Raw genomic sequence first — 24,618 nt, 5'->3', positions numbered from 1 at the left:
ATAGCTTCGTAAAGGTTCGTAAATGAGCGGGTATTTATATGCCCTCTGATTCGTAATGAGAAGGTCGAGGGTTCGATTCCTTTCACCGCACCAGAAAAATCAAGGCCTGCAGCGATGCGGGCCTTTTTCGTTTCAGGGGGGGCTGATGGAGGAACGAAAGCGGCGACCGGATCGGCCCGTACCTTGATGCGAGTTTGGCGCTGGCGTGACGTAGCGTCGGTGCTGCTGGCCGGTGGTCAGTCAAGCGTTGAAGATGGCGCCAGAACCACGGAGGACTCCGCTTTGCGGTGGCTTGCCGCCGGACCTGCCGGCGCGGTTCGGGGATGGCGGATGCGGGTGGATGCCGTGTTGGCGGACCGGCTGAAGAGCCACGTACCGCCGGATATAGCGGTTTCCGGCAATCGCGGGCCGCACGCGGCATTCCGCTGGCCGTTTCCCTGTAAGCCATCGCTTACGGCAGATCGAGAGTTTTCCCGATTTGCCGGGGGCGCTCATCCGGGTAGATTGAATCCCACGAAGACGTCGACGGATCGACGCAAGCCGACCAAGGATGGCGGCCAGGGAGAGTCGCAGGATCGCGGCTTCATCAGGACGATGAACCCAGGGATGTGGTGGTGAGACATGAACGGCGAGGCTGACCCCTCGCCGTTTTTGTTTTTGCGCCGGAAGAGTTGTGGCGCCGAGATCACCGGCGGCCCGTGGGCGGGCCTTCCAGGCAGCGGTTCAAATGGCTCAGGAACGCCTGCATCGAAGGCGTCTGTCCGATCGGCTTGCGCTGCAGCAGGCCGAGCGAGCGCCGGGTGGGCTGTTCGACCGGCAGCACCGACAGATCCGCGCCGATGTGCAGGAATGTCGTGCAACTGGCCGGCAGCAGGGAAAACCCTATGCCTTCGCGTACCAGGGCGGCGGCGGTGCTCATGTGCGCCACTTCCCAGGCGGGTTGCGCGGTCACGCCCAGGTGGCGCAGCGCCTCGTCGGCCAGCGGGCGGATGCTGGTGTCCGCCGTCAGCGCGATGTAGGGCAGCGTTTTCCACGTGTCCGGCTCCTTCGACGCGCCTTCCTGGCGCACCAGCAGCACCAGATTGTCGTCCAGCAGCGGCTCGAAGCCGAGACCCGACAGGTCCTCCGGCAGCGAGGTGATGCCCGCGTCCACCTCGCCGTTCTGCACCCATGCCTTCACTTCCCCGGCCCGGCCGTCGCGCAGGCTGATCTTCACGCCGGGATGGTCGCGGCCGAACGCGGCGATGACCCCTGGCAGGAAGGAGGCCGCCGCCGTTGGCAGCGCGCCCAGGCGGATCGTGCCGCGGATCAGGTTCAGCGCCTCGTGGGCATCGCGTATCGCATCGTCCATGTCGCGCAGCATCCGCCGCGCCTGGGGCAGGAAGTGCTCGCCCGCCGGGGTCAGCTCGACGCTGCGTGTATTGCGCGCCAGGAGCCGCAGGCCGAGCGCGTCCTCGAGCTTGCGGATGCTGTAGCTCAGCGCCGGCTGCGACAGGTGGAGCTGTTCCGAGGTTCGCGTGAAGCTCGAGGTTTCGGCGATCAGGATGAAGGCACGCAGTTGACGAAAGCTGATATCCATGAGCATGGCTTGCTAATAAAAATAATGGATCAATTTATATGATCTTTAAAATTCACAGAATAATCGATTGCCCTCACCATGGCTCCGGACTCACGCTGGAGCTGAAGCGATGACAACGATCCATATCGGCTGTGGGGCGGGCTTTGCCAACGATCGCCCCGATGCGGGACTGCGCCTGGCGCAGGATCTGGCCCGACGTTCCGGTCGACGCTATCTCATGTACGAACTCCTGGCCGAACGTACGCTGGCCGAGGCGCAGTTGCGCAAGCAGGCCGATCCCCGCACGGGATACGCCGCGCGTCTATTCGACTTCCTCCAGCCGGTGCTGGACACCTGCATCGAGGCGGGTATCCCGATCGTCACCAATGGCGGCGCGGCCAACCCTCGTGCGGCGGCCGAGCGGCTGCGGGCCGAACTGGGCGGGCGCCATGCCGGCCTGCGTATCGCCTGCGTGCTGGGCGACGATCTGATGGGGATGGACCGCCGGCGCCTCGGCCAGTGGCTCGACCTCGGCGACCCGCGGGACGAGCTGGTTTCGGCGAACGTCTACAGCGGCGCCGACGGCATCGTCCGGGCCCTGGACGAGGGCGCCGCCATCGTGCTCTGCGGCCGGGTCGCCGACCCGTCCCTGGCCGTCGGTCCGATCCGCCACGCCCTGGGCTGGGCCGCCGACGACTGGGAGCGGATGGCCATCGCCACCGTGGCCGGACACCTGCTGGAATGCTGCACCCAGGTTACCGGTGGCTATTTCGCCCATCCCGGCGTCAAGGAGGTGCCCGACCCGGCCAACCTCGGCTGTCCGATCGCCGAGGTCGCCGCGGACGGTCGCCTGGTAATCACCAAGACCGCCGGTTCCGGCGGTTGCGTCAGCGAGCGCACGGTCAAGGAGCAGTTGCTCTACGAGGTGCACGATCCGCGCCGCTATCTCACCCCCGACGTGATCCTCGACCTCGGCGCGGCACGGGTGGAGGCCGTCGGCGACGACCGCGTCGCGGTCGACGGCATCCACGGCCATCCGCGCCCCGATACGCTCAAGGGCCTGGCCGGCGTGCGCGGGCTCTGGTTCGGCGAGGCGGAAATCTCCTATGCCGGTGCCGGCGCCGTGGCCCGGGCACGGCTCGCCCGGGAAATCCTGCTGCAGCGCTTCGACCTGCTGGCGCCGGGCGTGCAGCCCTGGATCGATCTGGCCGGCGTCGCCAGCCTGTTCAACGATGCGCGCGGCGACTACCTCGCCCGGCGCCTGGACCTGGCGTCCGAGGTGGACGACGTGCGCGTCCGGGTCGGCCTGGTGCATCGCGACCGCGCTCTGATCGAGACGCTGCTGGCCGAGGTCGAGTCGCTCTACACCAACGGTCCGGCCGGCGGCGGCGGGGTGCGCCGGCATATCGGCGAATCCATCGCCACCCGCGACTTCCTGATTCCCCGCGAGGCAATCGAAACACGTCTGGAGTGGTACTGATGAACGCGACCATCATCCTCGCCGAGCATGCCCACGCCCGTGCCGGCGACAAGGGCAACATCCTCAGCATCGCCGTGTTCCCGCTGGATGCGGCGCACTATGAATGGCTGCGGCGCGAGCTCACTGCCGAGCGGGTCGCCGAGCATTTCGCCAGCCGTCGCCCGACGCGCGTCCGGCGCCATGAGATCGACTCGCTCAAGGCACTCAACTTCGTGCTGGAGGACGCGCTGGAAGGCGGCGTCAACCGCAGTCCGGGTCTCGACCGGCACGGCAAGAGCCTGAGCTACCTGCTGCTGTCGATGCGTCTGCCGGCTCCCGGCTGATCCGCCGCCGCGCCGCGCTTGCAAGCGATCGGGCCCGCCCCCGCGGGCCGGCTCGCAAAATAAAAACAATCATGAGGTTCCTTGCCATGCTCACCGCACTTGGCTTCTGCATGATGCTCGCCATCATCGCGCTGATCCTGTTGCGCAGGATCAGCCCGGTGGTGGCCTTCACGACGATTCCCGTCGTCATCTGCCTGCTGGCCGGCTTCTCGCCGCCGCAGATCGGCGAGTTCATCAGGACCGGTCTGCTCACGGTCGCGCCGACCGCTGCGCTGTTCCTGTTCGCCATTCTCTACTTCGGCATCATGCGCGATCGCGGTCTGTTCGATCCGCTGGTCGACTTTCTCATCCGCCGCACCGGCGGCAAGCCGCTGGCCGTGGCCCTGATCACGGTGCTGATCACCACGGTGGTCCATTTGGACGGCGTGGGCGCGGCGACTTTCCTGCTCACCATTCCGGCCCTGCTGCCCTTGTACAAGCGGCTGAACATGAGCCCGACGATGCTCCTGCTGCTGGTCGGCACCACCGCCGGTGTCGTCAACATGGTGCCCTGGGGCGGCACGACGGCGCGGGCGGCGGCGACCACCGGCCTCGACGCCACCGGGCTGTGGCTCGGCCTGATCCCGGTCCAACTGGTCGGTTTCGCCTGCATGCTGCTGATCGCCGCCTGGCTCGGTCTGCGCGCGCAGCGGCGGATGCCGGTTTCGCTCGGTGCGGCGTCGAGCTTCGACCCCGCCCTGGCCCGGCCCGCGCCACGCGAGCACGGGCTGTCGCCAGGCTGCCTGCGCTACTGGCTCAATGTGGCGTTGACCGCCGCTATCCTGCTCTGCCTGTTCACCGGCATCTTCCCGCTCTATGCCTGCTTCATGGTCGGCCTGGGCATCGCGCTGCCCCTCAACTTCGCCTCGCTGGAGGCTCAGGCCGAGCGCATCAAGGCGCATGCCGCCGATGCCCTGCAGATGGTCATGGTGATGATGGCCGCCGCGGTGCTCCTCGGCGTGCTCGCCGGGGCCGGAATCTCCGACGGCATGGCCCAGGCGCTGATCGACATCCTGCCCGCCGGATCGGCGCAGTACCTGCACCTGATCGTCGGCGGCCTCGGCGTACCGTTGGGAATGATCTTCTCGCCCGACGCCTATTATTTCGCCCTGCTGCCGGTGATCCGCGACGTCGCGGTGGCTGCCGGCGTACCGCTGGAGGCCGTGGCCCGCGCCATGCTGATCGGCGAAAACGCCGGCTTCTCGATCAGCCCGGTGGTGCCCAGCGTCTACCTGGCACTGGCGCTCGCCGGCGTCGAACTGCGCCGGCATATCGCCTACAGCTTCTTCTGGGCCTGGGGCGTGAGTCTGGCAATGCTGGCATTCGCCCTGGCGAGCGGCGTGGTCCGCTTCTGAGCGGCTCCCGATGACGGGAGAGGCCGCGCTCCCGTCATCGCTTCATGCCGCTTTCTCGCGGGAGCGGTCCACGCCGGCCGCCGTCACCGGAGTTTCCCCTTCGTGCAACGTTTCCGCCGTCGCGGAGGGGCCCTCTTTTGCGCCTTTTCCACCGATCTTCACCGGTAACAAGAACAAATGAAGAACGCCGAACCGCACTTTTCGCTCCGATACTCGCCTGTCATGGTCCTGGCTCTAGCGGGCCTGTTGCCCACGGCCCAGGCCGACTTTTTCGAGGATGCCAGGGGGACCTTGAACCTGCGCAACTACTACATGAACCGCAACATGGTCGACCGCGCCACCCAGGGCAAGCGCGAGGAATGGGCCCAGGGTTTCATCCTCGACCTGCAATCGGGTTACACCGAAGGGCCGCTCGGCTTCGGCATCGACGTGCGCGGCCTATGGGCGATCAAGCTCGACGGCGGCAAGGGCACCGCCGGCAACGAAATGCTCCCCATCCACGACGACGGCCGTCCGGCCGACGACTTCGGCCGCGTGGCGGTGGCCGGCAAGCTGCGCTTTTCCGGAAGCGAACTGAAGATCGGCGAATGGAGCCCGGCGCTGCCGATCCTCAATGCCAACGACGCCCGTGTGCTGCCGCAAACCTTCCAGGGCGGCATGCTCACGGTCAGGGAGATCCCCGGCGTCACTTTCCATGCCGGCCAGATGCGCGCCAACAGCCCGCGCAACGACGCCAGCCTGCAGAACATGTCGCTCCACGGCTCGTCGTCCGGCGCCACCTCGGACCGTTACAACTTCGCCGGCGTCGAATATCGCTTCAACGACAGCCGGACCACGCTCGGCGCCTGGTTCGGCCAGCTCGAGGACATCTACAAGCAGCGCTACTTCGAGATCCGGCATCTCCAGCCGCTGGGCAGGAACTGGTCGCTCTCCTCGCGGTTGGGCCTGTTCAGCGGCGAGGAGGACGGCCGGGGCGAGGCGGGCGATCTGGACAACAAGACCCTGACCGGCCTGTTCGCCCTCAAGGCCGGCGCCAACACCTTCACCTTCGCCTTCCAGCGGCTCAGCGGCGACGACCGCTGGCTGCGCCTCAACGGCACCATCGGCAGCATGCTGCCCAACGACGTGTTCACCACCAGCTTCGACAACGCCCGCGAGGAGTCCTGGCAATTGCGCCACGACTACGATTTCGCCGCCCTCGGCCTGCCGGGACTGACCTTCATGAGCCGCTATATCGGCGGCAAGAATGTGCACACCGCGACGGTCAGCGACGGTGAGGAGTGGTCGCGGGAGAACGAGCTGGCCTATGTGGTGCAGAGCGGCGGGCTGAAAAATCTGTCCGTGCGCTGGCGCAACGCCAGCCGGCGAGCCGATTGGGGCAGCAACACCAGCTACGACGAGAACCGGCTGATCGTAAATTATCCAATCTCGCTGTTTTGAAGAAGAGCCGAGTCCCGCTGGCGATCCGCTCGTCACCGGACCGACGGTGTGCGGGCGGGCGCGGGTAGCCTCGACCGGAGTTCACCTGTCTGTCCGTAATTGCCGGTTTGGTTATGTCTGCAAATCGGGCATATACCGGGACGGAGCGCAGTCGCGCAACTTTCGAGGTCCGATTGTAGGCTATGAAAATCACCCGGGACCGGTAGATCCTGGGATGCAGCCTTCGACTGATCCGTTGCGTTTGTTTACCTGTTTTTAAAACCAACCTTTTATCGCTGGTCAGCCTTGTGGTTAGCTTGATCTCTCGGTTAATGGCTATTTGCCTTTACGGGGGCCGACAAGAATGACCACGACACGCTTTTCCGAACTGCCCGCCTGCAGTCGCGCGCTCTGGGCCAAGAGCGGCGAGCCGGGAGGGCATGGCCTGCTGGCGCACATGCTGGACGTGGCGGCTGTCGCCGAGACGCTTCTGGAACGCGAGCCGCCAGCCACGCGCGAATGCTTCGCCGCGCAGTTCGGCTTGCCGGAGTCCGTTTTTTCCCGGCATGTCGCCGCGCTGGCGGGGTTGCACGATTTCGGCAAGGCCATTCCCGGTTTCCAGGCCAAGTGGCCGGCGGGGCGGGAGCGTGACGAGGCGCATGGCCTGGGCTTCGCCGAACCTTCCCTGCGCGTCACCGATCACGCCTGCGCCGGCGCAGCCCTGCTCTGGCGGCATCTGCCGGCACAAGGTGCCGAGCCGGGCTGGATCATGGGCGTGCTGCAGGCGATCGGTGCGCACCACGGCTACAACCCCAGCGTTCCGGAAATCCGCGCGGCCGTGCCGGCGCTCGAGGTACCGGGTTGGGCCCCGGCGCGCCAGGCACTGTTCGATGCCTACTGGCAGAGCCTGGCCCCCGAAGGCGTACCCGTGGCCGACGAGTTGCCGCTGCCCGCCGTGGCCTGGCTGGCCGGGCTGACCAGCGTGGCCGACTGGATCGCATCCAATCCCGACTGGTTCCCGCCCGGCGAGCGGGAGGATTCGCTCGCCGGGCATTTCCGCCAGGCCGGGAAGCTCGCCGCCAAGGCTCTGGAAGAGATCGGCTGGAGTCGTCATCGCGCCCTGTTGCGGGAGCCGGCGACGACGGACGAGTTGCTCGGCCGCATCGTTCGCCGCGAGGGCGTGGCTGCCCGTTCCCTGCAGGTCGAGGGCGACCGGTTGCTGGGCGAAGCGCGGGGGCCGTCCCTGCTGCTGGTCGAGGCGCCGATGGGGGGAGGGCAAGACCGAGCTGGCCTTTCTCGCCCACCTGCGCCTGCAGGCGGCCAACGACCATCGCGGCCTGTATATCGCCCTGCCGACCCAGGCGACCGGCAATGCCCTGTTCGACCGGGCACTGACCTTCCTGCGCGGCTTCGACGACCGCCAGCCGCTGGATCGCCAGCCGCTGGACATTCAGTTGGTGCACGGCGGCGCCGCGCTGGACGAACGGATACAGCGCCTGCGCGACATCCACGACGGGACGGACGACAGCATCGCCTCGTCCGCCTGGTTCTCCCAGCGCCGCCGCCCGCTGCTGTCGCCCTATGGCGTCGGCACCGTCGACCAGGCGCTGTTCGCCGCCCTGAACGTCAAGCACCATTTCGTTCGCCTGTGGGGTCTGGCCAACCGGGTGGTGGTACTGGACGAGGTGCATGCCTACGACATCTACACCGGCGGCCTGATCGAATCCCTGTTGCGTTGGCTCAGGGTGCTCGGCAGCTCGGTGGTGCTGATGAGCGCGACCCTGCCCGAACAGCGCCGCAATGCCTTGCTGCAGGCCTGGGGCGTGGCGACGGAGCGGGTGCCGGAGCTGCCCTATCCGCGCCTGCTGCTGGCGGGCGGCCGAGGCTTGCGGGCCGCGACCTTCGACTCCCGGCCGTTGCCGCCGATCGCCCTGGAAAGCCTCGGCGAGGACCTGGACGATCTGGCCGCCTGCGCCCTGCGTCTGCTCGACGGCGGCGGGTATGGTGCGCTGATCGTCAACACGGTGGCGCGCGCCCAGGAACTCTACCGCCGCCTGCAGCCGCGGCTCGACGAAGAGGTGCGGCTGATCCTGTTCCATGCCCGTTTCCCGGCCGACGTGCGCGGCGCACGGGAGCGCCAGGTGCTGGAGGCGTTCGGCAGCGCCGACACCGGCCGGCCGCGTCCCGGCCGGTGCCTGCTGATCGCCACCCAGGTCGCCGAGCAATCCCTGGACATCGATTTCGACTTCCTGATCACCGACCTGGCACCGGTCGACCTGATCCTGCAGCGCGCCGGACGCCTGCACCGCCATCGGCGGGCCAGGGTGCCGGCCCATGCCGGGGCCCGGCTGTTCGTCGCCGGGCTGGACCCGCGGCACCCGCCCGAATTGGAGAAGACCGTCTACGAGCCCTACCTCCTCGGTCGCACCTGGGCCCTGCTGTCCCGCGAGACGAGCCTGCGCTTGCCATGGGACATCGACCGGCTGGTGCAGGCGGTCTATGGCGACGCGCCGCTGCCGGACGACCTGGATGCGCAGGTACGGGCGCGTATCGAGGTCGAAATCCATGGCGAATATCTTGCCCGCCTGAAAGAGGCCCGGCAGAAGGCGTTGGACATCGTCATCGATCCGGCCGCGGAGCCGCAGAGCGCCTATCTCGACAAGCCGCGCGGCAACGAGGAGGGCGAGGGGCCGGGCCTGGCCAAGCGCACGCGCCTGGGCGACGACGCCGTCACCCTGGTGCCGGTATGCCGGGTGCCCGGCGGCTGGAGCCTGCGGCCGGACGGCGAAGCCTTCGATCCGTCGTTGCCGCTGTCCGATTTCCTGGCCCGCCAACTCCATGGCCGCCGGATGAAATGCAGCCACGGGCTTGTCGTGAGTCACTTTGCCGGCGTTGAGCCTCCGCCATCCTTCGCCGGGCATCCATTGCTCGGACATCTGAAACCGCTGTTGCTGGAAGATGGCTGCCACGTCATCGACAGGCTCGTCCTGCGTCTGGATGAGCACCTGGGACTGGTCTATGAGTCGGCCGAGGCCGACATTCAACCCGAGGACTGATAAATGACCCCAGGCTACAACCTGCTCGACGAACCCTGGCTGCCGGTGCGTTTCGCCGATGGCCGGGTCCGCGATGTCGGGCTGCTCGAACTCTTCGAGCGTGCCGGCGAAATCGCCGCCCTGGCGGAAACCGCGCCGCCGAGCCTGATCGCCGAATACCGGCTGCTCCTGGCCATCACGCATCGGGCGCTGACCCGCAGCCATGGCTCCTGGAAGGACAGGGATCGCGCCCGCTGGTACCGCGAGGGGCTGCCGCGGGATGCGCTGCGCGACTACCTGGAGCACTGGCGCGAACGGTTCTGGCTATTCCATCCCGAGCAGCCGTTCATGCAGGTGGCGGCGCTGGCCTCCATCGAGGAAACCCGCGACAGACAGAAGCCCTGGACGCAGGTTTCCCTGGGCAGCGCCAACGGCAATGCGCCGGTGGTGTTCGATCATTCCTGCGATTTGTCGCCCGCACCGGTGACGCCGGCCCAGGCCCTGCGCACCCTGCTGGGATTTTTGCAGTTCGCGCCGGGCGGTTTGGTCAAGGCTCTGCGCGATTCCGATAAGGCCGGTCCCTTGGTCAACAGCGCGGCGGCTCTGCCGGTGGGTGCCACCTTGCAGCAAACCCTTTGCCTGGCCTTGCACCCGGCCTCGGACCGGGACGATCCATCGGCCTGGGAACGTGCGCCGGCGCAGCGTCGGGATTTGCTAGCCGAGCCCTCACCGGCCAGCGGTATCAATGACCGTTATACCCGCCGGAGTCGTGCGGTCCTGCTGCTGGAGGCGGAGGAGGGGCATGTGCGGTGGCTGCGCTTCGCGGCCGGGATCGCCCTGGGCGACGATCCCCAGGCGCACGACCCCATGATCAGCTATCGCGCTGGAAAAGACACACTCGTACGGATGAGTTTCACCGAGGGGTGGGCCTTCTGGCGCGATCTGCCGGCGCTGCTGCCCGATCCCGAGGGCAAGGTATCCCAGCCGGCGGCGATCCTGGGCTGGGCCGCCAACTTGCAGATCTTCCTGGGTGCTTCGCGCGGCGAGCAATCCCTGCTGATCGCCGGACTCGCCAGCGATCAGGCCAAGCTCCTGCGCTGGCGTTGCGAGCGGATCGTCCTGCCGGCCGTACTGCTGGCCGATACCGGCCTAGCCGGCTTGCTGCGCGCTGAGATACGCCGCGCCGAGGTGCTGCATGAGCGGATCCGTAGCCTGGCCGGCGGCATGCTGGCCCGGACCATGGCCGACCCGCGCGGCAAGGATACCTGGGCCAAGGCGCGCGCCATGCTGGATACTGGTGCCTCGGCCGCCGTCTTCTTCGCCGGCGTTGAGCGCGCCTTGCCGGGCCTGTTCCGGCGCCTCGCCGAGGGCGACCGGGAGGGTGCCGGCCGTCACTGGTCGGACAGCCTGCTGCAGGCGGCCGAAGCCTGTTGGGAAGTTTTGTGCCGCAGTCTCGGCCGGTCGCCGCTGGCGCTGTGCGCCGAGGCCCGCGTCTGGCCGCGTTTTTGCGCCTTGCTGCGCGACCTGCGGCAATTCGGAAAAATCCGAGGAGGCTCACGCATGAACGAATCTGCGCAGGCTTTCATCGCGCATCTGGGCGAGCTATACGAACACGATCCGGCGGCCATCGCCGCGTTGCGCCACAGCCAGGGCTTCGCTCCGGGCGCTTATCCGCCGGCCTATCCTTATGTCGAGCGCTTCGTCCGGGCCGACAGCCATGCCCAGGACCCGCGACGCCTGGCGTTCTACGTGGTCGCCGGGCTATTCGCCCGTCATCCGCACCCTGCGCCCCGCAGCCTGGCGGCGAGCTTCGGCGAGTTGTTCGAGAAGCGTCGTCGCATGAGTGGCGGTGGCGGCAGCATCGAAAAGCGCTTCATCGCCTTGCTCGGCGCCGATGCCGAAAACCTGCCCGACTATCTGCGCCAAGCGGTCAGCCTGCTGGCGACCGAGGATCTCGGCTTGGACTACACCGCCTTGCTCCGGGACCTCGGTTTCTGGCTGAACCCGCGCCTGGAGCCGGAGGTCCGCGACCGTATCCGCCAGCGCTGGGCGCGGGACTTCTACGGCGCCCTGGCTTTCGAGCCGGAACATTCTGCAGTCAGTCAATGAGAGGGATGTCATGACCTTGTTCGTCGAGTTTCACCTGATCCAGAATTTCGCTCCGTCCAATCTCAACCGCGACGACACCGGTGCGCCCAAGGATGCTCTGTTCGGCGGCCACCGCCGGGCACGGGTGAGCAGCCAGTGCTTCAAGCGAGCGATCCGCCTGGCGGCGCAGGCGCACGAACTGGTGGCGCCGGAACATTGCGGCGTGCGGACCAAGAAGCTGCTGGGCCTACTGCTGGAGCGTTTGGGGCATCGCGATCCGCAGGACGCCCGACGCAAGATCGAAACCGCTCTGGGCGCCGCCGGCCTCAAGCTCAAGGACGATGGTAAGACCGAATACCTGCTGTTCCTAGGCGAGGGTGAGATCGCCGGTTTCGCTGCACTGATTGAGCAACACTGGGATGAACTGGACGCTGCGCAGGCCGGCGGCGAGAAGAAGGGCAAGAAGGAAGCCAGGGCCAGCGCGCCCGCCGAATTGGTGAAGAAGGCCAAGGCTCTGCTCGATGGCGGCAAGGCGGTGGACGTGGCGCTGTTCGGGCGGATGCTCGCCGACCTGCCGGAAGTCAACCAGGACGCCGCCTGCCAGGTCGCCCACGCGATCAGTACGCACCGCGTCGAGCGCGAGTTCGACTACTTCACGGCGGTGGACGACGAGGGCGCTCCGGAGGAAACCGGCGCCGGGATGATCGGCCAGGTGGAGTTCAACTCGGCGACTTTCTACCGCTATGCGGTAGTCGACGCCCACAAGCTCCTGAGTAACCTGCAGGGCGACCGCGAACTGACCCTGGCGGCGTTGAAGGCCTTCACCCAGGCCAAGGTGCGCGCCATTCCCGCCGGCAAGCAGAACAGCTTCGCCGCCCACAACCTGCCGGCCTTTGTCGGCGTCTGCCTGCGCCATGCCGGCCCGCTCAATCTGGCCAACGCCTTCGAGAAGCCGATCAGTTTCGGCCACGACCAGGCGCTCAGCAGTCTGTCCGTGGCCGAACTGGCCGGGCACGAGGAAAAACTGGCCGGCATCTATGCCGACGGCCGCGATCGCTGGGCCTATCTGGACCTGAGCGGCGCCTGGCCGGTGGGCAAGGGCGAAGCCCAGGCCAACCTGGACGCCCTGGCCCGCTGGGTGTGGGAGCGGGTCGCCGCCGAACTGGAGGACTGAACATGGCCACCTTGCTGCTGCGCCTGCAGGGACCGATGCAATCCTGGGGCACGACCAGCCGCTTCGACGAGCGCGACACCCAGCTCGAACCCTCCAAGTCCGGCGTGCTCGGCCTGGTCTGCGCCGCGCTCGGACGCGACCGTCGCCAGTCGCTGGAGGATCTGACGGCCCTGCGCATGGGCGTGCGGGTGGACCGCGAGGGTGTCCCGCTGCGCGATTACCAGACCGCCACCGGCGTGCTGATCGCCAGCGGCAAGGCGGACCCCAGGCGTACCGTGGTCAGCCCGCGCTTCTATTTGTCCGATGCGGTTTTTCTGGTGGGGCTGGAGAGCGCCGACACTGCTTTGCTGGAGCGTATTCAGGGCGCCCTGCGCAGGCCGGTCTGGCCGCTAGCGCTGGGGCGCAAGAGCTTCGTGCCGGGCATCCCGGTGTTCCTGGCGGACGGTCTTCTACACGCCGATCTGCTGTCGGCCCTGAGCGGTTATCCGCCGCTGGTGCTCTGGACGCCCGGCGGCAGCGTGCGCCTGGTGCTGGAGGACCTGCAGGAGGGCTCGGTGCGTCTCGACCAGCCGGTCGGCCCCTTCGCCGAGCGGCGTTTCGGGCCGCGTTTCGTCAAACAGGAAGTGCTGCATGTACCTGATCCGATTGACCCTTGACCCCCGCAGCACCCAGGCGCGCCGCGACCTGGCCGACGCCTACGACATGCACCGTACCCTGGTGCGCGCCTTCGTGCGGGACGAACGGGATGCGCCCGGCCGCTTTCTCTGGCGTCTGGAGCTAGGGGCGGGTGCCTGGGCCAGTCCGACGCTTCTGGTGCAGTCCCGCAAATCCGGCGACTGGGATGTCCTACAGGGCTTGCCGGGCTATCTGCAAAGACCCGCCGAATGCAAGGTCCTGGATCTCGAGGCGCTCATCCAGCCGCAATGGCGGTACCGCTTCCGTCTCCTGGCCAACCCCACGGTGACTCGTGCCGGCAAGCGTCGCGGCTTGCTGGGGGAGGCCGAGCAACTGGCTTGGCTGCAGCGCCAGGGCGAGCGGCACGGCTTTATGGTGAAGGCCGTGCTGGTCAGCGCCAGCGACCTGCTCGACAGCCGGCGCAAGGGCGGCGCGCCGATCGTGCTGCAGCGGGTCTGCTTCGAAGGGCTGCTGCAGGTAGTCGAGGCCGACGCGCTGCGCCGGGCCCTGGCCAGCGGCATCGGACCGGCCAAGGCCTTCGGCTGCGGCCTGCTCAGCGTGGCGCGCTGCTGATGCCGCCGCCGTTCGAGTCGCCGCAGATGAAAGAGCGGATGTCGATAATCCGCTGCCGCGTACCTTGCAGCAACCGTCGGCACCTTGCCGCTCCGGGTAGGGGAGGCGGACATACGCCTGCATGCCGGCGGCCGGCCGGACGCACCCGCGAAAATCAGGTAGCGCCTGGCCGGAGTCTGCAAGGACGGCAACCTGATTACGCAATATACGCCGTAAGCCTTGACCGGGCTTGCCTTGTCTGTTTGACAGAGCGCAGTACCAAAAGCGCAACGCCCTTGAACGACCGTTCGGTTGGCTCAAGGAAAAGCGCCGTCTTTGCACCCGCTATGACAAGCTGGCCAGCAGTTTCAAGGCCATGGTCACGCTAGCCTGCATCAAAAAATGCCTGCGTGCCGACTTTTCAGACAAACCCTAATTTCCCGACGCCCCCATACGTTTACCCGTACGTGTTCCCCGCCCCCGCGGAATAGACCGTTCGGGCGGCCGCATTCAGGGGCCGCGTCGCGGTATCCCTGATGTGCGGGGATGGGTAGTTTTTTGTGGCTTTTTGATATCATCGCGAGGCATTCCCCACGCATGTGGGGATGAACCGGGTGTTCTCGGCCACTGGAAAAGGTAGAGAGTAATGCTCGTTCCCCGCATTCGCGGGGATGAACCGGTTCATGTCGACAGCTACCGGCGACTCGTTCACGCCATTCCAAAAAGGGCCAGGTCTTTTTCGGGAGCGGCGAATTTTCGTCCCCTTTGTCCGTCTTTATCCGATGCCTGGATCGACGATAAGGAGTATGTCCGTGAAATTCAGGCTCGCGCTTGGCTCGTTCGTTGCCGGCATTCTGGCCTGCGATGTCGCGCTCGCCGCCCGCTTGCGACAGGATTGGGCGGCTGCTCTGGAGGGGCAGGACTGGTTGGCGGCTTGTCCGCAGGTCATGGCGGATGCCCCGGCGTTGAAAGAGTCGGCTGCACGTGGCAGCGACGAATGGCGCAACCATATGGTCGTCACGGCGGGTTGCCTGTTCGAGATGCAGCGCGACGCTGAGCTCATCGCCTTCCTAAACGCCAGTCTGATCGACGGCCATCGCGACCCGGAGCTGCTGGACTTCCTGGGAACCAGCCAGCTTCGCCTCGGCAGGAATGCCGAGGCTGCCGCTACCTTCGAGGAGGCTCTGAAGAGCGGGCTGCCCAACGAGGCTAGGCCGAACGTCTACGGCAAGTTGGGCACGGCCTACCTGAAACTGGCCAGCGCAGCCGGGACGCCCGACGATCTTCTTCTCGCGAAGGCCGAGCGATACGCCGGGCTGGCGGTGGACAGTAATCTGACCAGGGGGATCCGTGCCGAACCGATGACTCTGGCCCGGTTGGGCCATGTGAAGTTGCTGCGGCGAGACTACGACGAGGCGATTCGCCTGTTCGATGCCGCCGTGGAGAGGAGCGCCGCCGATCCCGCCTGGTCCATCGGGGTGCGCAAGGCCATGGAGGCCTGGTTCACCGCCGCTCTGGGGCAGGCCCATTACGGCAAGGGCGACAAGGCCCATGGCGAGGATCTGATGAACAAGGCCATCGAGATCGCGCCGGGCGAACGCCTCAAGACCGCGCTGCGCACCGTTCGCGACGGAACGCTCGGGCGCGTTTCCGCCGGGCAGGCGCCCGTGTCTTTCCCGATGTTCCATATTCCGCTCGACAAGGACGCTTGAGGAGCGGGCGAAGCGACTGCTCGCCGCCCTATCTCCGGTTCCGGCTTAGGGCGCGTCCATCAATTGTTTCCCCGGTTGCGTTGCTGCCGCAAATGGGGCCAGGCCGGGCCGCGTTCGGCAAGGCGCAGGCTGTAGGCAATGGTCATTCCTTTGCTAAAGGCTGCAGCGGCCACATGGCCCCATTTCCGGCGCGACCTAGGCGGCCCCATCCGCGGGGACGGGCCTGTTTTGGCACAGTGCGGCGGGCGTTGCTCGTCGTTCATTTGAAATGACCAAACTCCTCTCCTCGTGCCTTGTCTTGTGTCAAAACAGGCTCGTCGCAACGCGAGAAACAATTAATGACACGCCCTAGAACTGTACCGACAGGCGCACTGGCTGCGGGCCGCGCTGCTGTTCGATAAAGGCCACCACGCGCTGGCCCAGCCGCTGGAAGTTCAGGTCGACGCGTTGCCCGCCGACGGGCAGATGGTGGACCTGCAGGCGGTCGATCTCGGCCGGTAGGCGCGGCTGCTCGATCTGGACAATCTGGCGCCGCGCATCGATGTGCAGGCCCAGGCAGGCCTGCAGCAGCATGAACACCGAGCCGGCGGCCCAGGCCTGGGGTAGGCAGGCGACCGGGTAGGCGATCGGCGCTTCGCCGGGAATGCGTTCGAAGCCGCAGAACAGCTCCGGTAGGCGCATGCCGAAATGCGTGGCGGCCTCGAACAGGCCGCTCATCAGGTGCACGATGCCCTCGCGTTCGCCATAGCGCGCCATGCCAGCGGCGCAGAGGACGACATCGTGTGGCCAAACCGAGCCGTTGTGGTACGACATGGGGTTAAAGCGCACCGCCTCGGGCGGCAAGGTGCGGATGCCCCAGCCGGAGTTAAAGGCACGCGACAGCAACTGGCGCACCAGCGCCTGTCCACGCTCCGGGGACGGCAGGCCCATGTACAGCAGATGGCCGACATTGGAGGCCCGCACGCGGCAGGGGCGGCCGGTCCCGTCGAGGGCAAGCGCGTAAAAGCGCAGGTCGTTCTGCCAGAAATGCCGCTCGACCGTCGTGCGCAGTTCCTGCGCGCGTTGTCGCCAGTGTCCGGCCGTCTCGTCGTCGCCGCGCCAGGCGGCGAGTTCGGCCATGGCCAGATAAGCCCGGTAGGCATAACCCTGGACTTCGATGAGCGCGATCGGGCCTTCCGGCGTGGCGCCGTTCTGGTGGAACACCGAATCGTGGCTGTCCTTCCAGCCCTGATTGGCCAGGCCGCTGGCCTCGCCGCGCGCATAGCTGAGGAAACCGTTGGCGGTGCCGGCGGCACTGCGCTCTATCCAGCTGGCGGCGGCTTCCAAGGCCGGCCAGAAGGGCTCGACCGCCTGGATATCGCCCATCCGCTCGGCATAGGCCCCGGCCAGCACGATGAACAGCGGCGTGGTGTCGACGCCGCCGTAGTACTGGGCGAAGGGCAGCTCGTTGATCGCGGCCATCTCGCTCTTGCGCATCTCGTGCATGATCTTGCCCGGCTCGGAGTCGCGGAAGGTCGAGGTCTGGCGGGCCTGATGACGGGCCAGGAAGGCCAGCACACCCTGCGCCAGGGCGGGGTCGAGCCACAGGGTCTGCAGGGCGGTGATGATGGCGTCGCGGCCGAAAGGCGTGGAAAACCAGGGGATACCAGCATAGGGGTAGGGACCGGTCGGCAGGTCGGTGGTGAGCAGCGCCAGGTCGGCCCGCGACTTGTCCAGCCATCCCTGGAACAGGCGCGCCGACGATTGCAGACGCGCGCCGCGACGCTGGCGCGCGCGCATGCTCCGGCGCGCCGCCGCCGCCGCCGCCCGGTAGCGGTGATCGTCGGGTTGCGCCGCCGGTCCGCCGCCGATTTCCACATACAGTACCCAGGAGGCATGCTCCTGGATATCGACTATGAATTCGGCGCCGCCCTCGTCCAGCCATTCGGGCGTCTCCGAGAGTTCGATGCGGACCTCGCGCCGCTGCTGGTCCAGCCCTGTGTAGCTCAGTTGCACGGTCCGCTCGCTGAGCTGCGCCGGGTGGTGCTGGCCGCGCTTGAGGCGCTTCTCGCCGCGCACCTCGAACATGTCGCGAAAGTCGGCCGCGAACTGCAGCGTCAAGGGAGCAAGCATCGGCTGGTCGCCATAGTTGAACAGGCAGATGCGCTCGAAGATCCGGCCGTCCCACAAGAAGCGCTTGCGCTCGATATGGATGACGCCCTTGGGGGTGGCCGCGCTTTCGAGCGGCGACAGCGGATGGTTGGTCATGTGGGCGGTGAAGAACACGTTATCCCGGCTCACCATGCCCGACAGCAGCGAAGGCTTCTGGCCGCCGAAGCGCAAGCGGAAGATCGACAGGAGCCGGGTATCGTTATGGAAGAGCCCGTCGGCGTCCCCGTTCACGTCGCCGTAGACGTCGGCCACCAGGAAGGTGTCGCTTTCCTTGAGCACGAGCAGGCGCTGCGGGGTGCGTTCGAGCACTTCCTCGATATCGAGTTCGGCGAGCGCCGGCTCCCGGGTCATCCCCTGGGTCATGGGTTCGTGCCTCCTGGCATGAGGACGGCGGTCGCCGGGCTGCGGTCGGCGAAGGCGGGCAGCCGCCGGTAGAGATCGACATAGGCGCTCGCCATGATCCTCGACGAAAAACGCCTTTCGAAAGCCGCGCGTACACCGCGCCTGTCGAGGGCCAGCGCCTGGTGAACCGCCGCCACGGCCTGCTCGTCGTTGTCGACGATGAGTCCGCTCACACCCTGTTCGACCACTTCCGGCACGGCCCCGCAACGCCAGGCGACGACTGGCGTGCCGCAGGCCATCGCCTCGATCATCACCAGCCCGAAGGGTTCCGGCCAGTCGATGGGGAACAGCAGCGCGCTCGCATTGCCGAGGAACTCCACCTTGTCGGCGTCGCTGATCTCGCCCAGGAATTCGATCAGCGGGTGGTCCAGCAGCGGGCGGATGCGCTGCTCGAAGTATTCGCGGTCCGCCGTGTCGACCTTGGCGGCCATTTTGAGCGGAAGGCCAGCACGGATGGCGATGGCGATGGCGCGGTCGGGACGCTTTTCCGGCGAGATGCGTCCGAGGAAGGCGAGATAGCCGTCTTCGAGAGCTTCGTGATAGTGGAAACGTGCGTCGTCGATACCGTGGTGTACCGTCCCGTGCCAGTGCGCGAAGGGCAGGGGACGGCGCTGGTCCTTGGAGATCGAGGCGAGCGGAAAGGCCTTCCAGCGCCGGTAGGCTTCGGGCAGGTCCTTTATATCGAGCCGTCCGTGCACGGTGGTCAGCGTCCGTCCGGCCATTTCCTCGAAGAACGGGAAATGCAGCAGGTCGGTGTGAAAGTGCAGGACGTCGAAGGCGTCGGCATGGCGCTGCACCTCCTGCAGTAGGATGAGGTGGCTCGCCAGGTCCGACTTAAGCGGCGCGGGGTCCAGCCGCAGCGCCTGCTTGCGCATCGCCACCAGCCGGGCGTCGGTGTGCGAGTCGGCCGAGGCGAACAGCGTCACCTCGTGACCCAAGTCGATCAGCGCCTGGGTCAGATGCGCGATCAATCGTTCCGTACCGCCGTACAGGCGTGGTGGTACGGCTTCGTAGAGCGGAGCGATCTGCGCGATTTTCAATGGCGTAATTCTCCCGATCCTCTTGGACTTGGCCGCTCCAGGCGAGGCGAAGAGAACTGCTCTTGGGTACGGGCCCCCGCGTTCCGGCGGAATTTCAGACAAGTATGACCATTTTGGGACGTTCTTTCCGACTTCCGACGTGTGGCGCTGCCTGGCGGTCGAAGGTGTCTCCGATTGTCTTGGTGGCAATGTGGATTATGGGCTTCGGCCTGTGTGCCAGTCGTCCGGAGTGCGCAGGGGCGAAGTGGGCTTTTACGAACGAAATGGCCGCGCTGGATTCAGGTTCCGGCGCGGCGGGTGCACTTACTGCATATGTTTTATCGATTGGATAATGTTGCAAGACCGGTTGCGGGTTGTTTGCAAAAAAGCAAGTAGAAACATGAAGGACGGTTGCGTGAATCTGCCGGACCTGTATCGGGTCGGGTTCGGGCTCGGTCGCCGGGGAGGCGTCAAGCCGCTCGACAGGTAGGGCGAGGGGCGGTCCGCCGGCCGTTCGCCATCGAAAGGTCAGATGATTAGACCCACCACCGCCCCCGTCATCAGGGTCGCCAGCGTCCCGGCGTAGAGGGAGCGCGGCCCGAGGTCCACGATTTCGCCGCGGCGTTCCGGCACCAGCACGCCCAGGCCGCCGATCAGGATGCCCAGGCTGCCGATGTTGGCGAATCCGCACAGCGAATAGGTCATGATCAGCCGGCTGCGTTCGCTCAGCGCGCCTTCCGGCAGGCCGGCGAGCTGAATATAGGCGATGAATTCGTTGAGTATCGTCTTGACGCCCATCAGCGCCCCGGCGGTGATGGACTCGGCCCAGGGAATCCCGGTCAGCCAGACGATGGGGGCCATCGCCCAGCCGAGCAGGCGCTCCAGCGTCAGTGGTGCTCCGGCGATCTCCGGTATCCAGGCCAGCCCCAGATTGGCCAGGTGGACCAGGGCGACCAGGACCAGCAGCATGGCGATGATGTTGAGCCAGAGTTGCAGGCCGTCCAGGGTGCCGCGGGTCACCGCGTCCATGGCGCTGTGGTAGCGGAGGCGCTCTTCCTCCGGCAGGGCGGATGGCTGCCGCGTCGCCATTTCCCGCTCCGGCGGAATCATCACATGGGCGATCAACAGCGATGCCGGCGCGCTGATCAGCGAGGCGATCAGCAGGTGCCGGACCGGATCGGGAATGCTGCCTTCGAGAAGGGTGGCATAGAGCACCATCACGGTTCCGGCGATGGTGGCCATGCCGGTGACCATGACGGCGAACAGTTCGCTGCGCGACATGCCCGACAGGTAGGGGCGGATCAGCAAGGGGGCCTCGGTCATGCCGACGAAGACGTTGGCGGCGCTGGCGAAGCCCACGGCGCCGCCGATGCCGAAGGTTTTCTGCAACAGCCAGGAGAATCCCTTGACGATCACCGGGAGGACTCGCCAGTGAAATAGCAATGCCGACAGGGCGCTGATCACCAGCACCAGTGGCAGGGCCTGGAAGGCCAGTACGAAACCGTTGGGCGGGCTGGTGATGGCATAGGGCGCCGCGCCGCCGCCGACGAAGCCGAAAACGAAGGCGCTGCCGGCCGTGGTGGCCTGTTGCAGGGCCCGCACCAGGGCGTTCAGCGGTTCGAACAACTGGCTGGCGCCGGGAAATTTCAGCAGCACGGCGGCCAGTCCGAACTGGCAGAGAAGCCCGGCGACGATTACCCGGGGACGCACCCGCGAACGTCCTTCGCTGATCGCCCAGGCCAGCAAAATCATCACGGCTAGTCCCAAAAGCCCTTGAAGTATGGTGAACATGCGCTCGCTCTCCCGGTGATCGATCCCCCCCTCGTCCGGGGGGAGCGCCAGTGTATCCGCGGTGCGGGCCTCGTTGCTCGCCCGGCTGCGGTTCCGGAGCCATTGCAAAGCTGCTTTGCCCTTGCCGAATGCGGGACAATGCGGCACGCCGGACCTGTCGGCAGCCCCATGACTACGGAGATCCCCATGAAACACAACGATCGAACGGACACGGCGTGGACGCGCGTGTGCCAGGCCGCCGGGCTGGACCCGGCGTGGCGGCAGGCGGCGCGGCAGGCGATCCTGCGCGGCGCCGGGGCGCTGGATTGCAGCGTCTACCGGCCGGACGAGCACGACTTCGAAGCCGAAGAGGAAGACCTGGGCGATGCCAAGATCCTCTTCATCGGGCCGTTCCAGGCGCCGGCGGACTGGGACGAGCCGCGCCGCGCCGACTACTTCGACGGAAGCGATCCGGCGCTGTTCGTCATCGCCCTGGTCGAATGCGTGGCCGAGCCGGGCTCGCGCTGCTTCTTCGCGGTCGAGGCCGGCGATTACCTGGCGGCCACGCTGGATTCGGGGGCGGTGACGATGTTCTACGTGTACGAGTGCGACGAGGACGAACAGGGCCGGCGCTGTGTGCTGATCCGCGACGACGAGGCGCTGCTTTGAACGGTTGCCGGGTGCCGTGGATCCTTCGAAAGAAACCGTGCGCGACCCACGGCAAGGCTTCCCGTGCCGGGTAGCGCTGCGTTCATCTGGGGCAGGCCGGGCTGGATGGCGGGGGAGCCGAATGCGTCGAGTCAGCCGCGGTTCGCCGATATGCTGCAGCGCCTGCGGGAGAGCGGAGCCTAGTCGCTGCCGGGCAGCGCATGCCGATCGTCGATGTGCCCTGGGAAAGCGCGCGTCGGTGCCCGGCGGAACCAGAGCGTGAAGAAGGCGATCGCCAGCAGCAGTTCCGCCACGTCCCCGCCGTAATACATGAGCTGCGCCGCAGCCCGTATCTCGCTCGGGGGATGCGCCGTGCCCCGCGGGAAACCATAGGCGTACATGAGCTTGCCGAGCGTCGCATGCAGGGCCATGCCGAGAAACAGCACGCCGAGGCGCAGCCACGCGCAGGGACGGTGCGGCGCGGGATCGGGGCCGGCAATGGCCCAGGTGAACAGGTAGCCGGACAGCAGGAAATGCAGGTGCACCAGGAAGTGCACGAGTGGATCGTGGGCACTGAGGACGAACAAGGGCGTCAGGTAGAGCAGGTACATGCCGCCGATATCCAGCACCAGCGCGGTGAACGGATGGATCAGTATTCGCAGCGGACGGCTATCCAGGACAGCCAGCAGGATGCGCGTCGCCCGTATCGGCAGAGTGCGCAGCAGTAGCGTGCCGGGTGCGCCCAAAACCAGGCCGATGGGTGCGAACATGCCCAGCAGCAGGTGCTGGAGCATGTGCCCGCGCAGGTCGGCATGGGCGAAGGCGACCACGGGCGGCGCCAGGGCCAGGCCGAGCAGGGCGGTACCGAGGGCGAAGCTCAGCGTGCGCCAGGGGCTCCAGCGCCGTCCGGCGCGCCTTGGGCGCAGGCTGGCAAACGCATAGAGGCCGAGCAGCAGGGCGGGGAAGAGCAGGTCCGGAACACTACCGGCGTAGGACGGGACATGGACGGCGGCGTGTTCCATGTGCCCTCAGCCCGGCCGGCCGCTGGCGCACCGCCTGCCGAGCAGCAGCCCGATCAGCAGTAGCGCCACGCCCGAAGCGTTCCAGACGAGGTCGTAGGTCAACAGGTTGTCGATGCCGTAGCGGATCTGGTGCAGCCGCAGCACTTTGTGGTCGACCATGCCGTCGAACAATTGGAAGCCACCGAGGCCAATGAAGAGGCCGGCCCAGGCGGCGGTCGAGGCGAGGGCCTGCCTGCCGCGCAGGTCGATCAGCATGAAGAAACCGGCTACCAGCACGATCAGTTCGGCGGAATGCAGCAGACCGTCGGAGAACAACGCGATCTTCGGCGTGGCCAGGTCGTAGAAATGATGCCAGCCGAGCAACTGGTGGAAGATGATCTCGTCCACGCCGGCCATGAGGCCGATGCCGATCAGGGCGCTGGCCAGCATGGATCTGTGGATGTCGGTCTGCAACGGAACGCTCATCGCTTTCCCTTTTGCTCGATCTCGTGCTTTCCCTGTGAGAAAGGCACGTTGGTGCTTGGTTCCGGGCTGTCGATGTCCGGTGTCGGACAACCGCGCGGACGGCAACCCCGCGAAATGGAAGAGGACCCGTAGGATTCTGGCCGAACCGGATGCTGGACGGATGGGAGAGCCAGAGGCATGGATCCATGGCATCTCCCTCTTTTCGGCGGGCTCGGAGCATCCCGTTGATGGCGAACTCGAAAATCCGGTAATTCTTGATTTCCGAGTGGGCCACCTGCTATCTGTATTCGATATTAAGAGGGCGGTTCAAAACGAACGGAACCCTGGTTTCGGTGAGCCCGCCATGCGTGCGCAGCCGATGGCCTTTCAGGCCGCTCAGGTCGTACAGTCTGGCGGAGCCGCCGATGCACACGCCTTTCCTGGCAATCACCGCGACATCCGCCTCCCGATCTTCCGGCAGATCGAACAGCCGGCAGGCAGTCGCCTTGTCCAGCGACAGGTCGACACCCTCCAGTGCGGCGATCCGCTCGATGATCGCCGGTACGCTGACGTTTCCCCTGCTCCAGATATGCACGAAGCTGCCCAAGGCGCCGTGGTGCACCACGAAGGCGTCGGTGATTGGGTGCCTGCGAAACGCTTGCTCAAGCCGCGGACGCGCAACGCCGTACCGCCGGCGGGTTTGTAGGTAGCCTCCGGCATTTCGGTCACCGATGAGTTCCGCATAGTCGGGATAGCCGGCGATGCGATACATGGAGCGCACGATGGCGTAGTCCTTGTCCGCGATCGTGGTTAGAAAGCGCATGCCCTGGTAGCGTCTCACTCCGCCAGTCCCGCCACCTCGCCGCTGCTTTCGCTGAGGCCGAAGCGACCTTTGGCGTCGCGGCTCAGGCGGCCCATGGCAACCTTCGGGTCGTGGGTGAAGACCAGGCGGCCGCCCCTGGCCAGCAGGTCTTCGAGCAGGGCGGTCTTTTCCTCGATCAGGCCTTCCGGGAAGCGGTCGTAGCCCATGGTGATCGGCAGGTGCACCCAGGGCGCGCCGGGCACTAGGTCGCCGGCGAACACTACCGGGCCGCCGGGCATCGCCACCTCGGGCAGCAACTGGCCGGGGGTGTGGCCGTCGCTGACGTGGAAGCGCCAGTTCGGGCCGAGCGCCTCGGAAGTCCGGCCGTCGTCGAGCAGTTCCAGGCGGCCGCTGGCTTCGAGCAGTTCGAGCAGCTCGGGAATGTAGGAGGCGCGGTCGCGGGCATGCGGCTGGCGGGCGCGTTGCCACTGGCGGCGGCCGGTGACGAAGCGTGCCCTGGGGAACAGCAGGCGCGGCGGCCGGCCTTCTTCCCAGGCGGCGAGCAGGCCGCCGACGTGGTCGAAGTGCAGGTGGGTGAGCACCACCACGTCGATGTCGGCGTCGGACAGGCCTTGCGCGGCGAGGTTGTCGAGCAGCACGTGGCGACTCTCCTGCACGCCGTAGCGGTCCTTCAACTCAGGACTGAAGAAGGCACCGATGCCGGTTTCCACCAGCACGTTGCGGCCGTCCTCGCGCACTAGCAGGGCGCGGCAGCCGAGGTCGATACGGTGCAGTTCGTCGGCCGGCATCCAGCGCTCCCACATGGCGCGCGGGGCGTTGCCGAACATGGCGCCGCCGTCGAGTTTCTGGCTGTTGCCGGGCAGGGTAGTCAGGGTACGCATGGGGTAGATCCTTCCTTATTGTTGTGTCGGCTCAGGCTTTGCCGTGGG

18 protein-coding genes and 3 pseudogenes are annotated in these 24,618 nt (G+C 66.7%); 13 read left to right on the top strand and 8 right to left on the bottom strand.

Annotated elements, in window-relative coordinates; genetic code table 11:
• Window positions 1–685 precede the first annotated feature (685 nt).
• Complete coding sequence (locus ACGI6K_RS14420) at window positions 686–1,579, bottom strand: LysR family transcriptional regulator (RefSeq protein ID WP_376942739.1); 894 nt, start codon at window positions 1,577–1,579, stop codon at window positions 686–688.
• A 109-nt stretch (window positions 1,580–1,688) separates the two neighbouring features.
• Here ACGI6K_RS14420 and ACGI6K_RS14415 point away from each other — a divergent pair, with 109 nt between their 5' ends.
• The 12 genes and pseudogenes from ACGI6K_RS14415 to ACGI6K_RS14360 all read left to right on the top strand — a co-directional run bounded on the left by ACGI6K_RS14415 (window position 1,689) and on the right by ACGI6K_RS14360 (window position 15,410).
• Window positions 1,689–3,038: an acyclic terpene utilization AtuA family protein gene (locus ACGI6K_RS14415; protein ID WP_376942741.1), complete on the top strand. Its 1,350-nt coding sequence runs from the start codon at window positions 1,689–1,691 to the stop codon at window positions 3,036–3,038.
• Window positions 3,038–3,361 carry an AtuA-related protein gene (locus ACGI6K_RS14410; RefSeq protein WP_376942743.1) on the top strand — a complete coding sequence of 108 codons (324 nt, stop codon included), beginning with the start codon at window positions 3,038–3,040 and terminating at the stop codon, window positions 3,359–3,361. The genes ACGI6K_RS14415 and ACGI6K_RS14410 overlap by 1 nt, the downstream gene beginning before the upstream one ends.
• 86 nt (window positions 3,362–3,447) lie before the next feature.
• Window positions 3,448–4,755 (top strand): CitMHS family transporter, encoded by a 1,308-nt coding sequence (locus tag ACGI6K_RS14405; RefSeq protein WP_376942745.1) that lies wholly within the window; start codon window positions 3,448–3,450, stop codon window positions 4,753–4,755.
• A gap of 222 nt (window positions 4,756–4,977) precedes the next feature.
• Window positions 4,978–6,195, top strand: coding sequence for an OprD family porin (locus ACGI6K_RS14400; protein ID WP_376942747.1), 1,218 nt, complete (start codon window positions 4,978–4,980; stop codon window positions 6,193–6,195).
• A gap of 343 nt (window positions 6,196–6,538) precedes the next feature.
• Window positions 6,539–9,230: pseudogene (cas3, locus tag ACGI6K_RS14395) on the top strand (CRISPR-associated helicase Cas3').
• A gap of 3 nt (window positions 9,231–9,233) precedes the next feature.
• Window positions 9,234–10,595, top strand: a pseudogene (gene casA / locus ACGI6K_RS14390) (type I-E CRISPR-associated protein Cse1/CasA); the annotation flags it as partial.
• Window positions 10,596–10,769: 174 nt separating this feature from the next.
• Window positions 10,770–11,318, top strand: a complete 549-nt coding sequence (casB, locus tag ACGI6K_RS14385) for a type I-E CRISPR-associated protein Cse2/CasB (protein ID WP_376942785.1) — start codon at window positions 10,770–10,772, stop codon at window positions 11,316–11,318.
• A 10-nt stretch (window positions 11,319–11,328) separates the two neighbouring features.
• Entirely contained in the window at window positions 11,329–12,471 is a 1,143-nt protein-coding gene (cas7e, locus tag ACGI6K_RS14380) for a type I-E CRISPR-associated protein Cas7/Cse4/CasC (protein WP_376942749.1), read from the top strand.
• A 2-nt stretch (window positions 12,472–12,473) separates the two neighbouring features.
• On the top strand, window positions 12,474–13,127 hold the full coding sequence (gene cas5e, locus ACGI6K_RS14375) for a type I-E CRISPR-associated protein Cas5/CasD (protein ID WP_376942751.1): 654 nt from the start codon (window positions 12,474–12,476) through the stop codon (window positions 13,125–13,127).
• Window positions 13,102–13,719 carry a type I-E CRISPR-associated protein Cas6/Cse3/CasE gene (gene cas6e, locus ACGI6K_RS14370; RefSeq protein ID WP_376942753.1) on the top strand — a complete coding sequence of 206 codons (618 nt, stop codon included), beginning with the start codon at window positions 13,102–13,104 and terminating at the stop codon, window positions 13,717–13,719. Before cas5e ends, cas6e begins: the two co-directional genes overlap by 26 nt.
• Window positions 13,720–13,915: 196 nt before the next feature.
• Window positions 13,916–14,134: pseudogene (locus ACGI6K_RS14365) on the top strand (transposase); the annotation flags it as partial.
• Window positions 14,135–14,381: 247 nt separating this feature from the next.
• Window positions 14,382–15,410, top strand: a complete 1,029-nt coding sequence (locus ACGI6K_RS14360) for a tetratricopeptide repeat protein (protein ID WP_376942755.1) — start codon at window positions 14,382–14,384, stop codon at window positions 15,408–15,410.
• Window positions 15,411–15,758: 348 nt separating this feature from the next.
• Here the strand turns inward: ACGI6K_RS14360 and ACGI6K_RS14355 are convergent, their stop codons facing one another.
• The 3 genes from ACGI6K_RS14355 to ACGI6K_RS14345 form a co-directional block, all read right to left on the bottom strand.
• The gene (locus ACGI6K_RS14355) at window positions 15,759–17,924 is read right to left on the bottom strand and encodes an amylo-alpha-1,6-glucosidase (protein WP_376942757.1); all 2,166 of its coding nucleotides are present in this window, start codon (window positions 17,922–17,924) and stop codon (window positions 15,759–15,761) included.
• On the bottom strand, window positions 17,921–19,003 hold the full coding sequence (locus tag ACGI6K_RS14350; protein WP_376942759.1) for a glycosyltransferase family 4 protein: 1,083 nt from the start codon (window positions 19,001–19,003) through the stop codon (window positions 17,921–17,923). Before ACGI6K_RS14350 ends, ACGI6K_RS14355 begins: the two co-directional genes overlap by 4 nt.
• Window positions 19,004–19,510: 507 nt before the next feature.
• Complete coding sequence (locus tag ACGI6K_RS14345) at window positions 19,511–20,773, bottom strand: NupC/NupG family nucleoside CNT transporter (RefSeq protein WP_376942761.1); 1,263 nt, start codon at window positions 20,771–20,773, stop codon at window positions 19,511–19,513.
• A gap of 225 nt (window positions 20,774–20,998) precedes the next feature.
• Between ACGI6K_RS14345 and ACGI6K_RS14340 the strand changes: the two genes are divergently transcribed.
• Window positions 20,999–21,421, top strand: a complete 423-nt coding sequence (locus tag ACGI6K_RS14340; RefSeq protein WP_376942787.1) for a hypothetical protein — start codon at window positions 20,999–21,001, stop codon at window positions 21,419–21,421.
• A gap of 179 nt (window positions 21,422–21,600) precedes the next feature.
• Here the strand turns inward: ACGI6K_RS14340 and ACGI6K_RS14335 are convergent, their stop codons facing one another.
• The 4 genes from ACGI6K_RS14335 to ACGI6K_RS14320 form a co-directional block, all read right to left on the bottom strand.
• Window positions 21,601–22,422, bottom strand: a complete 822-nt coding sequence (locus ACGI6K_RS14335; protein WP_376942763.1) for a cytochrome c oxidase assembly protein — start codon at window positions 22,420–22,422, stop codon at window positions 21,601–21,603.
• A gap of 6 nt (window positions 22,423–22,428) precedes the next feature.
• A complete protein-coding gene (locus ACGI6K_RS14330; protein WP_376942765.1) occupies window positions 22,429–22,887 on the bottom strand; it encodes a DUF2243 domain-containing protein in 459 nt (152 codons plus the stop codon).
• 277 nt (window positions 22,888–23,164) lie between these two features.
• Window positions 23,165–23,689 (bottom strand): hypothetical protein, encoded by a 525-nt coding sequence (locus ACGI6K_RS14325; protein WP_377968733.1) that lies wholly within the window; start codon window positions 23,687–23,689, stop codon window positions 23,165–23,167.
• A 14-nt stretch (window positions 23,690–23,703) separates the two neighbouring features.
• Window positions 23,704–24,570: an MBL fold metallo-hydrolase gene (locus tag ACGI6K_RS14320; protein ID WP_376942769.1), complete on the bottom strand. Its 867-nt coding sequence runs from the start codon at window positions 24,568–24,570 to the stop codon at window positions 23,704–23,706.
• Between the last annotated feature and the right edge of the window lie 48 nt (window positions 24,571–24,618).

The sequence above is a fragment of the Azorhizophilus paspali genome, assembly GCF_043587585.2.
Lineage (GTDB): Bacteria > Pseudomonadota > Gammaproteobacteria > Pseudomonadales > Pseudomonadaceae > Azotobacter > Azotobacter paspali.
Note: the sequence above shows the minus strand (reverse complement) of the source record. Positions and strands in the feature narration are given on the sequence as shown.

What these genes read in the sequence shown, in the direction of transcription:
- ACGI6K_RS14360 (WP_376942755.1), top strand. Translation starts at nt 14,382, where the DNA reads ATGTCGACAGCTACCGGCGACTCGTTCACGCCATTCCAAAAAGGGCCA.
- ACGI6K_RS14345 (WP_376942761.1), bottom strand. Translation starts at nt 20,773, where the DNA reads ATGTTCACCATACTTCAAGGGCTTTTGGGACTAGCCGTGATGATTTTG.
- ACGI6K_RS14405 (WP_376942745.1), top strand. Translation starts at nt 3,448, where the DNA reads ATGCTCACCGCACTTGGCTTCTGCATGATGCTCGCCATCATCGCGCTG.
- ACGI6K_RS14400 (WP_376942747.1), top strand. Translation starts at nt 4,978, where the DNA reads ATGGTCCTGGCTCTAGCGGGCCTGTTGCCCACGGCCCAGGCCGACTTT.
- ACGI6K_RS14410 (WP_376942743.1), top strand. Translation starts at nt 3,038, where the DNA reads ATGAACGCGACCATCATCCTCGCCGAGCATGCCCACGCCCGTGCCGGC.
- ACGI6K_RS14320 (WP_376942769.1), bottom strand. Translation starts at nt 24,570, where the DNA reads ATGCGTACCCTGACTACCCTGCCCGGCAACAGCCAGAAACTCGACGGC.
- cas7e (WP_376942749.1), top strand. Translation starts at nt 11,329, where the DNA reads ATGACCTTGTTCGTCGAGTTTCACCTGATCCAGAATTTCGCTCCGTCC.
- ACGI6K_RS14325 (WP_377968733.1), bottom strand. Translation starts at nt 23,689, where the DNA reads ATGCGCTTTCTAACCACGATCGCGGACAAGGACTACGCCATCGTGCGC.
- ACGI6K_RS14335 (WP_376942763.1), bottom strand. Translation starts at nt 22,422, where the DNA reads ATGGAACACGCCGCCGTCCATGTCCCGTCCTACGCCGGTAGTGTTCCG.
- ACGI6K_RS14355 (WP_376942757.1), bottom strand. Translation starts at nt 17,924, where the DNA reads ATGACCCAGGGGATGACCCGGGAGCCGGCGCTCGCCGAACTCGATATC.
- casB (WP_376942785.1), top strand. Translation starts at nt 10,770, where the DNA reads ATGAACGAATCTGCGCAGGCTTTCATCGCGCATCTGGGCGAGCTATAC.
- ACGI6K_RS14330 (WP_376942765.1), bottom strand. Translation starts at nt 22,887, where the DNA reads ATGAGCGTTCCGTTGCAGACCGACATCCACAGATCCATGCTGGCCAGC.
- cas6e (WP_376942753.1), top strand. Translation starts at nt 13,102, where the DNA reads ATGTACCTGATCCGATTGACCCTTGACCCCCGCAGCACCCAGGCGCGC.
- ACGI6K_RS14415 (WP_376942741.1), top strand. Translation starts at nt 1,689, where the DNA reads ATGACAACGATCCATATCGGCTGTGGGGCGGGCTTTGCCAACGATCGC.
- cas5e (WP_376942751.1), top strand. Translation starts at nt 12,474, where the DNA reads ATGGCCACCTTGCTGCTGCGCCTGCAGGGACCGATGCAATCCTGGGGC.
- ACGI6K_RS14420 (WP_376942739.1), bottom strand. Translation starts at nt 1,579, where the DNA reads ATGGATATCAGCTTTCGTCAACTGCGTGCCTTCATCCTGATCGCCGAA.